At 66.7% G+C, this 12,636-nt stretch carries 10 protein-coding genes; 8 read left to right on the top strand and 2 right to left on the bottom strand.

What is annotated here, in order from left to right; all coding sequences use genetic code 11:
• Window positions 1-2: 2 nt before the first annotated feature.
• From ACZYSP_RS04665 to ACZYSP_RS04675, 3 genes are all read left to right on the top strand, one after another.
• Complete coding sequence (locus ACZYSP_RS04665; protein ID WP_093055930.1) at window positions 3-440, top strand: ExbD/TolR family protein; 438 nt, start codon at window positions 3-5, stop codon at window positions 438-440.
• Between the two features lie 3 nt (window positions 441-443).
• Window positions 444-1,361, top strand: a complete 918-nt coding sequence (tolA, locus tag ACZYSP_RS04670) for a cell envelope integrity protein TolA (RefSeq protein ID WP_093073645.1) — start codon at window positions 444-446, stop codon at window positions 1,359-1,361.
• Between the two features lie 118 nt (window positions 1,362-1,479).
• A complete protein-coding gene (locus ACZYSP_RS04675; protein WP_093055926.1) occupies window positions 1,480-3,210 on the top strand; it encodes a peptidoglycan D,D-transpeptidase FtsI family protein in 1,731 nt (576 codons plus the stop codon).
• A 15-nt stretch (window positions 3,211-3,225) separates the two neighbouring features.
• On the opposite strand, the gene ACZYSP_RS04680 is transcribed toward ACZYSP_RS04675, so the two are convergent.
• Window positions 3,226-3,579: a YgiW/YdeI family stress tolerance OB fold protein gene (locus ACZYSP_RS04680; RefSeq protein ID WP_093055924.1), complete on the bottom strand. Its 354-nt coding sequence runs from the start codon at window positions 3,577-3,579 to the stop codon at window positions 3,226-3,228.
• A gap of 113 nt (window positions 3,580-3,692) precedes the next feature.
• Window positions 3,693-7,211, bottom strand: a complete 3,519-nt coding sequence (dnaE, locus tag ACZYSP_RS04685) for a DNA polymerase III subunit alpha (protein WP_093055922.1) — start codon at window positions 7,209-7,211, stop codon at window positions 3,693-3,695.
• A 61-nt stretch (window positions 7,212-7,272) separates the two neighbouring features.
• Between dnaE and ACZYSP_RS04690 the strand changes: the two genes are divergently transcribed.
• From ACZYSP_RS04690 to ACZYSP_RS04710, 5 genes are all read left to right on the top strand, one after another.
• Window positions 7,273-8,058 (top strand): sulfurtransferase, encoded by a 786-nt coding sequence (locus ACZYSP_RS04690; protein WP_093073643.1) that lies wholly within the window; start codon window positions 7,273-7,275, stop codon window positions 8,056-8,058.
• Between the two features lie 32 nt (window positions 8,059-8,090).
• Window positions 8,091-8,807 carry a response regulator gene (locus ACZYSP_RS04695; RefSeq protein ID WP_093073641.1) on the top strand — a complete coding sequence of 239 codons (717 nt, stop codon included), beginning with the start codon at window positions 8,091-8,093 and terminating at the stop codon, window positions 8,805-8,807.
• A complete protein-coding gene (locus ACZYSP_RS04700; RefSeq protein ID WP_093073639.1) occupies window positions 8,758-10,365 on the top strand; it encodes a sensor histidine kinase in 1,608 nt (535 codons plus the stop codon). The genes ACZYSP_RS04695 and ACZYSP_RS04700 overlap by 50 nt, the downstream gene beginning before the upstream one ends.
• A gap of 145 nt (window positions 10,366-10,510) precedes the next feature.
• Complete coding sequence (locus ACZYSP_RS04705; protein ID WP_176928806.1) at window positions 10,511-11,041, top strand: tripartite tricarboxylate transporter TctB family protein; 531 nt, start codon at window positions 10,511-10,513, stop codon at window positions 11,039-11,041.
• A 4-nt stretch (window positions 11,042-11,045) separates the two neighbouring features.
• Complete coding sequence (locus ACZYSP_RS04710; protein ID WP_093073637.1) at window positions 11,046-12,620, top strand: tripartite tricarboxylate transporter permease; 1,575 nt, start codon at window positions 11,046-11,048, stop codon at window positions 12,618-12,620.
• Window positions 12,621-12,636: the final 16 nt, after the last annotated feature.

Consider the following 12,636-nt stretch of genomic DNA (forward strand, 5'->3'; position numbering starts at 1 on the left):
GCATGCCCGCCGTTTCATCCCGGGGCCGCGGCCGCCGGACGATCAACGAGATCAACATGGTCCCGTTCATCGACGTGATGCTGGTGCTGCTGATCATCTTCATGGTCACGGCACCGCTCATCACGCCGAGCGTGATCAACCTGCCTTCGGTCGACCGCGCCAACAAGCAGCCCGACAAGCCCATCGAGATCGTCATCAAGAGCGAAGACGAAGTGCAGATCAAGAAAGACCCGTCCACCGGCTCGGGCGGCACCTCGATCCCCATGACCCAGATCGGCTCCGCGGCCAAGCAGGCCCAGGGCGGCGACGACCAGCGCCCGGTGGTCATCAGCGCCGACAAGTCGGTGAAGTACGAAACCGTCGTGAAGGCGATGAACCAGCTCAAGCGCAGCGGCATCGAGCGCGTGGGCCTGTCGGTCACGACCACGGGCGGCAAATAAGGCATGTCGCTCGCACTGGATCGCCCCGAGTTCGCGCCGCCGCCGCAGCGCGGCACGCCGCGTGCCGTCGTGCTGGCCCTCATTGCGCATGCGCTGCTGATTGCCGCGCTGACATGGGGCGTGCGCTGGCGCAGCGACCCCGACGAAGGCGCGGTCGACGCGGAGCTGTGGTCGTCCACGGTGCAGCAGGCGGCACCCCGTCTTCAAGCACCGCAAGCCCCCACACCTGCCCCCGCGCCGCCGCCGCCCGCACCCGCACCGCCGCCCCCACCGGTGGCGAAGGCGCCCGAGCCCGCACCCGCGCCGAAGGCGCCCGACATTGCCCTGGAGCGCGAGAAGAAGCTCAAGGAGCAGAAGGAACAGAAAGAGCGCGAACTCGAGCAGCAACAGCAGCAGAAGAAGAAAGAGCTCGAAGCCAAGCAGCGCGCCGAAGACGAGGCCCAGCGCAAGAAAGAGCAGCAGCAGAAGCTCGCCGACCAGAAAAAGCAGCAGGAAGCCGAGGCCAAGCAGGCTGAAGCCAAGAAGGCCGACGCCGCTGCGAAGCAGGCAGCCGCCGATCGTGCCGCCGCGCTCAAGCGCATGCAGGGTCTTGCGGGCGCCAGCGGTGCCGACGATTCGAAGGGCACAGCCCAGCGTTCGTCGGGCCCCTCGAGCGGCTACGCCGGCCGCATCGCCGCGGCCGTGCGCCCGAACATCACCTTCCCCGATGCCGACATGGTGAACGGCAACCCGGCCGCGGAGTTCGAAGTCAACCTGGCGCCCGACGGCACCATCGTCGGCGTCAAGCTCAGCAAGTCGAGCGGCCTGCAGGGCTGGGACGAGGCCGCCGAACGCGGCCTGCGCAAGACCGAGAAGCTGCCGCGCGACACCGACGGGCGCATCTTCCCCTCGCTGATCGTGTCGCTGCGGCCCAAACGCTGACGGCACAACGTCGATTCGTGCATCGATTCCGGGCGGCAATGAACAACCGCCCGGAACTCGTTCGATGCCGCGCTGTCTACACGCGGACAACAACAGCCGGGCGCCACGCCCGCACAAGATGAATCCCAACGGCCGCATCCGCTACGGCAGCAGTCCGCTGCTCGCCAGCCCCACCCCCGTGTGGCGCAGCAAATTCATCGTGGCCAGCATCGCCTTCGGCTTCGTGCTGCTGGCAGGTCGGGCCGCCTATGTCCAGATCTTCAACAACGACTTCTTTCAACATCAGGGCGAGGTGCGCTACCAGCGCACACTGGAGCTGCCGGCCAACCGGGGCCGCATCCTCGACCGCAACGGGCTGATCCTGGCCTCCGACATTCCGGCGCCCAGCATCTGGGCCATTCCCGAGGACATCGAGCGCGACGACCCCGAGGTACAGGCCAAGCTCAAGCAGGCCGCCAAGCTGCTCGGCATGCCGCAGAAGGACTTCGACAAGAAGCTGGAGGACGAGGACAAGACCTTCGTATGGCTCAAGCGCCAGGTCGACCAGCCGGTTGCCAAGGAGGTTGCGGCGCTCAACATCAAGGGCATCTACCTGCGCCGCGACTACCGTCGCCAGTATCCCGAGGGCGAGGCGGCGGCGCACCTGGCCGGCTTCACCAACGTGGAAGACATCGGGCAGGAAGGCGTGGAGCTGGCCTTCAACCAGGAGCTGGCTGGCAAGTCCGGCTCGCGCCACGTCCTCAAGGACCGGCTGGGCCACATCGTCGAGGACACCGAGGACCAGGTGCCGCCGACCGAGGGCCACGATATCCAGCTGAGCATCGACGATCGCGTGCAGTTCGTGGCCTACGAGAAGATCCGCGACGCCGTCGTCGCCAACAAGGCGCGTGCCGGCAGCGTGGTGGTGGTCGATGCGCAGACGGGCGAGCTGCTGGCCATGGCCAACTACCCGAGCTACGACCCCAACGACCGCCGCAACCTCACCGGCGAGCAGCTGCGCAACCGCGCGATGACCGACGTGTTCGAGCCGGGATCGACGATGAAGCCGATCACCATCGCCACCGCGCTGCAGCTGGGCCGAGTCACCCCCAAGACCATCATCGACACCAACCCCGGGCGCATCACCGTGTCGGGCGCGACCATCCACGACGACGAGAATTTCGGCGTGCTGACGGTCGAGGGCGTGATCCAGAAGTCGAGCAACGTGGGCGCCACCAAGATCTCGCAGCGCATGACGGCGCAGGAGATGTGGAACTCGCTCACGGCCGTGGGCCTCGGGCAGAAGCCGCAGACGCCCTTCCCCGGCGCGGTAACAGGCCGGCTGCGGCCGTGGAAGTCGTGGCGCCCCATCGAGCAGGCCACCATGTCGTACGGCTACGGCCTCTCGGCCTCGCTGTTCCAGATCGCGCATGCGTACACCGCCTTCGCGCACAACGGCGAGGTGATCCCGGTGAGCCTGCTGAAGAACATGGGCGAGGAGCCGGCCGGCGTGCAGGTGTTTTCGCCGCTGGTCGCAAGCGAGGTGCGCCAGATGATGCACATGGCTGCCGCGCCCGGCGGCACCGCGCCGCTGGCACAGACCGTGGGCTATTCGGTGGGTGGCAAGACCGGCACCGCGCACAAGCAGGTCGGCAAGGGCTACGCCAGCAACAAGTACCGCGCCTGGTACACCGGCATGTCGCCCATCGACAAGCCGCGCATCATCGTCGCGGTGATGGTCGACGAACCCAGCGCGGGCAAGTACTTCGGCGGGCTGGTGGCGGCACCTGTGTTCAGCCAGGTTGTGCAGCAGACGCTGCGCATCATGAATGTGGTGCCCGACCTCGCCGTGGCGCCAATGGCGCACTGAGCCCGCGAACCCGGTTCAGCGCACTACGCTGAGCCGCTTCACGTCGAGCTCGGCCTTGTTGCCGACCAGGTCCTTGTCGAACTCCCCGGATATCTCGACGCGCACCTTGTCGTCGATCTTCACGCCGGCCGGGAAATGCTTGGCGTCGATCTCCACTTTCATGCGGCCGGTGTCGTCGGCAAAGGTGTAGTGCTCGCCGCCGTCATGCGACACGATGAAGCCGCGCAGCGTGGCGTGCTGATCATCCTTTCCGGTGTCGAGCAGTTGCTTGACGCTCATCGTCGGCACGGTGCTGGGGCCGGCGTACTGGGCGGATGCGGCAAAGGGCAACGCCAGGGCCAATGCGAGGACGAGGGATGATTTCTTCATGGCGAGTTCCTCCTTGAACTGCTGATTGGAAAAAGCAGAAAGGATCGTAGCGGGCCCGTCAAAGGGCCCACGCCACCCAAGCACTTGTCGCGCTCTTGCAGCGCGCGATCAGATCAGTCGTAGACGATCAGCGCCTTGCCCGCTTCCGCCTGCGCGGTCCAGCTGGCCAGCGCAGCATCGGTCGGGAAGAACTTGGCGCGCTCGCCCAGTTGCAGCTCGACCTGCGCGCCGCCGCGCGCCATCGACAGACGCACCGGCAAGCCCTGGATCAGGTCGCCGACCTCGGTCTGCTCGGTGCGCGGCGGAAAGTCTTTCAGCAGGCGTGCGATGTCGGGCGCCTTGCCGTTCACCGCCACGCGCAGGAACTTGCCGAAGCGGCAGCGCGCCGTGGCAAGGTCCCACACCTGCTGCACCTGGAAGCGCGCCTCGAAGCCGCCGCGCGCGGGCTGTAGCCGGCCGCTGACGATGACCAGTTCGTCGTCTTTCAGCGTGTTGCGGTTGGCGTTGATGGTCGCCTCGTCGGCGGTGGCGTCGATCGAGTCCGACTTGTCGTCGAGCTTGAAGATCGCCAGCCGGCCGCGCTGGCCGTTGATCACGCGGAAGTCGCTCACGATGCCGGCAATGACCTGCTGGTCGCGGCTGTCGAGCAGGTCGCCGATCTCGCGCTTGCAGAAGCGCCGCACCTCGTGCGAAACCTCGTCGAACAGGTGGCCCGAGAGGTAGAAGCCGACGGCTGTTTTCTCGAGCGTCAGCCGCTCCTTCACGCCCCAGGGCGTGGCGTCGACGAGGTCGGGCTCGGCGGTGGCCGAGCCGTGCTCGGCGTCGCCGAAGATGTCGACCTGCGATGCATTGGCCGCGGTGGCATTCGCAAATTCGAAGGCGCGGTCGAGCGAGGCGATCAGCGACGCGCGGTTCTGCTGAATGGCGTCAAAGGCGCCGGCCTTGATCAGCGCTTCGACCGTGCGCTTGTTGATGCGCTGGCGGTCGATGCGTACGCAGAAGTCGAACAGGCTCTTGAACGGCCCGCCCTCTTCGCGCGCCCGCACCACGGCCTCGACCGCGAGCTGGCCCGTGCCCTTCACTGCCCCCAGGCCGTAGCGAATGATCTTGTTGGTGACCGGCTCGAAACGGTAGTTGCCGCGGTTCACGTCCGGCGGCTCGAAGGTGATGCCGAAGTTTTTCTGGGCGTCTTCGAACAGCAGCTTGAGCTTGTCCGTGTCGTCCATTTCCACGGTCATATTGGCGCAGAAGAACTCGGCCGTGTAGTGGACCTTGAGCCAGCCCGTGTGGTACGCCAGCAGCGAGTAGGCGGCAGCGTGCGACTTGTTGAAGCCGTAGCCCGCGAACTTCTCCATCAAGTCGAAGATTTCGTCGGCCTTGTCCTGGACGATGCCGTGCGTTGCAAGGGCGCCCGCGCGGAATTTCTCGCGGTGCTCGGCCATCTCCTCGAGCTTCTTCTTGCCCATTGCACGGCGCAGCAGGTCGGCGCCGCCGAGCGAGTAGCCGCCCAGGATCTGCGCGGTCTGCATCACCTGCTCCTGGTAGACCATGATCCCGTAGGTCTCGGAGAGCATCTCGGCCACGGCCGGGTGTGGGTACTCCACCGTCTCGCGGCCGTGCTTGCGCGCCACGAAGCTGGGAATCAGGTCCATCGGGCCCGGGCGATACAGCGCGTTCAGCGCAATCAGGTCTTCCAGGCGCGTCGGGCGCGCATCTTTCAGCATGCCCTGCATGCCGCGAGATTCAAACTGGAACACGGCTTCCGTCTTGCCGTCGGAGAACAGCCGGTAGGTGGCCGCGTCGTTCAGCGGGATGTTCTCGAACGCGAAGTTCTCCTGGCCCTTGTGGCGCTTCATGATGAACTCGCGCGCAATCTCCAGGATGGTGAGCGTGGCGAGGCCCAAGAAGTCGAACTTCACGAGGCCGATGGCTTCGACGTCGTCCTTGTCGTACTGGCTCACGGCCGATTCGCTGCCGGGCTGCTGGTAGAGCGGGCAGAAGTCGGTGAGCTTGCCCGGCGCGATGAGCACACCACCGGCGTGCATGCCGATGTTTCGGGTCATGCCCTCGAGCTTCTGCGCGAGCTCGACCAGCATGCGAACTTCTTCTTCCTTCTCGATGCGCTCCGCCAGCTGCGGCTCCATCTCGATGGCGTAGTTGTTCTTGTCGCCCTCGATCTTCTTCTCGGGCGGGTACTGCAGCGTGACCGACATGCCGGGCTTGTTCGGAATCAGCTTGCTGATGCCGTCGCAGAACATGTAGCTCATGTCCAGCACGCGGCCCACGTCGCGGATGGCCGCGCGCGCGGCCATGGTTCCGAAGGTGGCGATCTGGCTCACGGCGTTGCGGCCGTACTTGTCCTTCACGTAGTCGATCACGCGGTCGCGGTTGCCCTGGCAGAAGTCGATGTCGAAGTCGGGCATCGAGACACGCTCGGGGTTCAGGAAACGTTCGAACAGCAGCTTGTATTCGAGCGGGTCCAGGTCGGTGATCTTCAGCGCATAGGCCACCAGCGAGCCCGCGCCCGAGCCCCGGCCCGGGCCCACCGGGCAGCCGTTGGCTTTGGCCCACTGGATGAAGTCACCCACGATCAGGAAGTAGCCGGGGAACCCCATGTTCAGGATCGTGTTGATCTCGAACTCCAGCCGCTCCACGTAGCGCGGGCGCTCGGCCTCGCGCTTGGCCTCGTCGGGGTAGAGGTGCTTCAGGCGCACCTCCAGGCCTTCGAACGACTCCTGGCGGAAGAAGTCATCGATCGGCATGCGCACGCCTTCGCTGACGAAGGGCGTCGGAAAGTCGGGCAGCTGCGGCTTGCCCAGCACCAGCGTCAGGTTGCAACGCTTGGCGATCTCGACCGTGTTGGCCAGCGCGCTCGGCACGTCGGCGAACAGCGCCTGCATTTCGGCGGTCGACTTGAAATACTGCTCTTCGGTGAACCGGCGCACCCGGCGCGGGTTGCCGAGAATTTCGCCTTCGGAAATGCACACGCGCGCCTCGTGCGCTTCGTAGTCTTCGCGGGCGGCGAACTGCACGGGATGCGTGGCGACCACCGGCAGGTGCAGCCGGGCCGCCAGCTGCACAGCGGCGATGACGTGCGGCTCATCCTCGGGCCGGCCTGCGCGCTGCAGCTCGATGTAGAAGCGGTGCGGAAAAATCCCCGCCAGCCGCAATGCCAGCTCGGCCGCGCGCTCGCCCTGCCCCTGCAGCAGCGGCTGCCCCAGCGGCCCGGCCTGCGCGCCCGAGAGCGCAATCAGCCCGCCCGCGAGCTCTTCGAGCCATTCCAGCTTGCAGGCCGCCTGCGACTGGCCCCGGCCCACGTTCTGCGTCCACGCCCGCGCCAGCAGTTCGGATAGGTGCAGATAGCCTTCAATGTTCTGCACCAGCAGCACGATGCGGGTGAGCACGCCGGGCTCCTTGCCCAGCCCTTCCACGAAGACTTCCGCACCGATGATGGGCTTGACGCCCTTGCCGCGGCCCTGCTTGTAGAACTTGACCGCCCCGAACAGGTTGTTCAGGTCGGTGATGGCCAGCGCGGGCTGCTTGTCGGCAGCGGCGGCCTTGATGACTTCGTCGATCCGGTTGGTGCCGTCGACGACGGAAAATTCGGTGTGCAGGCGCAGGTGAACAAACATCCGGCCATTGTAGAAACTGCCACTCCACGATGTGGGTTGGCAATCCCTACAATCGCGCCCCGTGCAAGAGATTCTGAATATCGCGGCCTACAAGTTCGTGGCCATAGACGACAGCCCCGTGCTGCGCGAAGACCTGCGCGCCCGCACGCAGGCCCTGGGCCTCATGGGCACCATCCTGCTGGCGCCCGAGGGCATCAACCTGTTCCTGGCCGGTAGCGCCGACGGGGTGCGGGCCTTTCTTGCCCATTTGCGTGCCGACGCCCGCTTTGCCGACCTCGAGGCCAAGGAAAGCTGGTCCGCCGCTCAGCCCTTTCGCCGCATGCTGGTGAAGCTCAAGCGCGAGATCATCCGCATGGACCATCCGGCCATCCAGCCCGCCGCGGGCCGGGCACCCGGCGTGGACGCCCCCACGCTCAAGCGCTGGCTCGACCAGGGCCACGACGACGAGGGCCGCGAAATCGCCCTGCTCGACACACGCAATGCCTTCGAGGTCGATCACGGCAGTTTCGAAGGCGCCATCGACTGGCGCATCGGCAAGTTCACCGAATTCCCACCCGCCCTGAAAGCGCACCGCGACGAGTTCAAGGGCAAGACGGTCGTGAGCTTCTGCACCGGCGGCATCCGCTGCGAGAAGGCCGCGATCCTGATGCGCGAAGAAGGCGTGGAGCACGTGCTCCAGCTCGAAGGCGGCATCCTCAAGTATTTCGAGCAGGTCGGCGGCGCGCACTACAAGGGCGACTGCTTCGTGTTCGATGGCCGCGAGGCCCTGGCACCCGACCTGAGCGCGCGCTCGGCACGCGCTAGCGCCCGCGCCTCGGAAGACCCCGACCTCGCTATCAAGCAGTAACGGCAACAAGCCCCACGCACGACAGGCCTCCCATGCGCATCCTCCTGGTGGAAGACGAACTGGACATGGCCTCGTGGCTGATCCGCGCGCTCACGCAAAGCGGCTTCGTTGCCGACCACGCGCCCGACGCGCGCACCGCCGAAGCCTTCATGGCCGGCACCGAATACGACGCCATCGTGCTCGACCTGCGCCTGCCCGACAAGCACGGCCTGAGCGTGCTGGCCGACATGCGCAATGCCGACGACCGCACGCCGGTGCTGATCCTCACGGCGCAAGGCGCCCTGCAAGACCGCGTACGCGGCCTGAACCTCGGCGCCGACGATTTCCTCACCAAGCCTTTCGAACTGGTCGAACTCGAAGCCCGCCTGTCGGCCCTGGTGCGCCGCAGCCGCGGCAAGCAGCACCCGCGCCTGCAGTGCGCCTCGCTCTCGTACGACAGCCAGAGCCACGCCTTCACGCTGCGCGGCACGCTGCTGTCGCTCACGCCGCGCGAGCAGGCCGCGCTCACCGCCTTGCTGATGCGCAGCGGCGCGCCGGTCGGCAAGTCGCAGCTTTTCGCCAAGGTGTTCACCAACGACAGCACGGCCGGCCCCGACGCCATCGAGGTGGTGCTGCACCGGCTGCGGCGCAAGCTCGCGGACAGCGACGTGCGCATCGTCACCGTGCGCGGCCTGGGCTACATGCTGGAGAGCATTGCCGATGGATCCTCAGCCCCAGCCCAACCCGAACTCCCCGGCGAAGACGACTGAGCCGCAGCCCCAGCGCTTCGGCATCCGCGCGCGGCTGCTCGCGCTGCTGCTGCCTGGCATCGTCGCGCTGCTGGCGCTCGACAGCTGGAACGACTACAAGGCCCTGACCGATTCGCTCGTGGTCGCCTACGACCAGAGCCTGCTCGAACCCGTGCAGGCGCTGGCCAACGGCATCGTGGTGGCGAGCGACGGCAGCGTGCGCGTGCAGGAGCCGTTCTCGATTCAGGCGATGTTCGAGTCCACGCACCTGCGCTACAAGTACCTGCACGTCGGCGTGCAGCGCATTCCCAAGGGCGAAACACTCGACGTGAATTCGCCCGAGACCACGCTCATGGGCGTGCCCGGCCTGCCCCGCCCGGCACAGCAACCGCCCGACGGCACGCCGGTGTTCTACGACGCGGTGCACGAGCAGCACCCGGTGCGCGTGGCCGCGCTGCGGCAGACGGTGTACGACAACGTCCACCCCGGCGCGGCCTACAGCGTGCTGATCCAGGCGGCCGAGGGCACCGGCCCGCGCACCGAGGCCCAGGCCGAGTCGCTGCGCCAGGAGCTGCTGCGCGACACGCGCATGGTGCTGGTGATGGCGCTGCTGGTGTGGCTCGGCGTGGCGTGGACGCTGCGCCCGCTGGAGCGCCTGCGCAGCTCGCTGCGCGAGCGATCGCGCGACGACCTGACGCCGCTCGACGCCAGCGGCGTGCCGCAGGAGGTCGCGCCGCTGGTGGACGCGGTGAACCACCACATCGCGGGCCATCGGCGCATGGTGGCCGAGCAATCGCAGTTCCTGGCCGATGCCTCGCATCAGCTGCGCACGCCGCTGAGCATCCTGTCGATACAGGCCGGCTACGCGGTGCGCGAGACCGATCCGGCGCGCATGCGCGAGTCGCTGCATGCCATCGTCGGGCAGCTCGCGCGAACGCGCCGCCTCAGCGAACAACTGCTGGCGCTGGCCCATGCCACCACCGAAGACGAAGTCGCCCCTGCCGAGCCCACGGTGGTCGACCTCAACGCCATCGCGCGCGAGGTGGTGCTGCAATACCTGCCGCTGGCGCGCGAGAACGACCAGGACCTGGGCTGGGTCGATGCGCGCGGCGACGGCGCCGCCGAACGCATCGCCACCGCGGGCGACGACGGAGAAGACACGGACGGCACCGACGAAGCCGGCGATGAAGACGACTCACCCGTGCTGCCCGTGGCAGCCAACGCCGCCGAGCTGCACGAGGTGCTTGCCAACCTTGTGCACAACGCCATCAAGTACACGCCGCGCGGCGGCAATATCACCGTGACCGTGCGGCGCGAGGCCTCATATGCGCTGGCCGAGGTGTGCGACAGCGGACCGGGCATCGCACCCGAAAGGCGCGACAGCGTGTTCGAGCGCTTCCATCGCGACCCATCCGTGGCTGCCGTTGCAACACAGGGCGCGGGCCTCGGCCTCACCATTGCGCGCAGCTATGCGCGGCGCAACGGCGGCGAGATCGAACTGGGCAACGCCGACATGCCCGAGAGCCCCAACGGCGGCGGACTGCGCGCGATCCTCAGGCTGCCGCTGCGCGCCTTCTGAGGCCCTTTTTTGCAAGGGTTTCACCCGATACACCGGTACGTGATTACACGTATTTTGCGGGTCGCCGGGCCGTTTGCGCCTGCTCCGAAAGGCGATTGAAAGCCTCGATTCCTAGACTGCGCTCCTTCCAATCGAAGGAGACTCAATGCAGCACCAGCTCGGTGAAGATCCGGCCTCGCACGCGCTTCGGCCCGCTTCAAAATTCAAAAAAGATTACTACGGCGGCGCCCTGCTGATCGTCATCGGACTGGCCGCCGTCTATGCCGGCATCGGCTACCGCGTCGGCGAGCTTGCGCACATGGGGCCGGGCTTCTTCCCGGTCGCGCTCGGCGCGCTGCTGGCGCTCACGGGGCTGCTGATCGCTGTCTCCGCGCGCGGTGACAAGCAAGCTGAAGGCGCAAGCGAAGAAGCCGCGTCGCACGGCCATCCGGGCGGCATGCCCGACATTCGCGGCGGCATCTGCATCATCCTGGGCATCCTCGCGTTCCTGCTGTTCGGCGAGTACGGCGGCCTGCTGCCGGCCACCTTCGCCATCGTGTTCATCTCGGCGCTCGGCGACCGAGACAACACGCTGACCGAGGCGCTGCTGCTGTCGCTGGCGATGTGCTTCATCGCGGTGGTGATCTTCTGGTGGGCGCTCAAGCTGCAGCTGCCCCTGTTCCAGTGGGGAGGCTGACACCATGATCGGTCAATCGCTCCACGACCTCTGGTTCGGCTTCGGCGTGGCCTTCCAGGGCTCGAACCTGATGTGGTCCTTCTTCGGCGTGCTGGTGGGCAACCTGATCGGCGTGCTGCCGGGCATGGGCGCGCTGCAGGCCATCTCGATCCTGCTGCCGCTCACCTACGTGATGCATCCGGTGCCCGCCATCCTGATGCTGGCCGGCATCTTCTACGGCTCGCAGTACGGCGGCGCCATCGGCGCCATCCTGATGAACATGCCGTCGCACCCGCCGCATGCGGTGACCTGTCTGGACGGGTACCCGATGACCAAGCAGGGCAAAGGGGGCGTCGCGCTAGGGGTGACGATGATCGCCTCGTTCTTCGCGGCGTCGGTCGGCATCATCGTGATGATCTTCGCCTCGCCCCTGCTGGTGCAGATCGCGTTCAAGTTCGGCCCGACCGAGATCTTCTCGATCATGCTGCTGGGCCTGCTCGCCGGCTCCACCATGTCGCGCGGCTCGCCGCTCAAGGGCGTGGCCATGACGCTGTTCGGCCTGCTGTGCGGCGTGGTCGGCACCGACGTGAACAGCGGCAGCTTCCGCTTCGCGTTCGGCCTGCCCGAGCTGAGCGACGGCCTCGAACTGGTGGCGATCTCGATGGGCCTGTTCGGCGTGGCCGACTTCCTGCTCAACGTGAACCGCATGAAGACCATCGGCGACACCGGCACGCTCAAGCTCAGCGACATGCGCCCGAGCAAGGAAGAGCTCAAGCGCGCCTTCCCCGCGATGATCCGCGGCACCATCGTCGGCACGGTGTTCGGCGCAATGCCCGGCACGGGCCCGACCATCACCACCTTCATCGCCTACGCGCTGGAGCGCAAGGTGTCGAAGACGCCGAACAAGTTCGGCACCGGCATGATCGAAGGCGTGGCCGGCCCCGAGGCCTCGGCCCACTCGAAGACGCAGGTCGACTTCATCCCGACGATGAGCCTGGGCATTCCGGGCGACGCGGTGATGGCGCTGATCCTGGGTGCGCTGCTGATCCAGGGCATCCAGCCCGGCCCGCAGCTCATTACCGAGCATCCGGACATCTTCTGGGGCCTGATCGCTTCGTTCTGGATCGGCAACGTGATCCTCGTGATCCTGAACGTGCCGCTCATCGGCGTGTGGGTGAAGCTGCTGAAGGTGCCCTACAAGTACCTGTTCCCGGCCGCGATGTTCTTCATTGCGACGGGTGTGTACAGCACGCAGAACAGCCTGTTCCAGATCTGGGAAGTGCTGGTGTTCGGCATCGTCGGCGCCCTGCTGATGTCGCTGGAATTCTCGGTCGCGCCGATCTTGCTGGGCTTCGTGCTCGGGCCGATGGTGGAAGAGAACTTCCGCCGCGCGCTGCTGCTCTCGCGCGGCGACATGTCGGTGTTCGTGACACGGCCGATCAGCGGCACCTTCATCGGGCTGTGCGTGCTGCTGCTGCTGGGCGTGGGCTACTCGGCCTGGCGCGGCCGTGGCGGTCGCAAAGGCATGGTCGAGTTGCCGAAGCTGCCAGAGGGGACGCCGCCTGCTGAGGCTGCCTCGATGGGGGGCGGAGGTAAGTGAGACCACCTGACTCAAT

Source organism: Variovorax sp. F042, assembly GCF_057814215.1.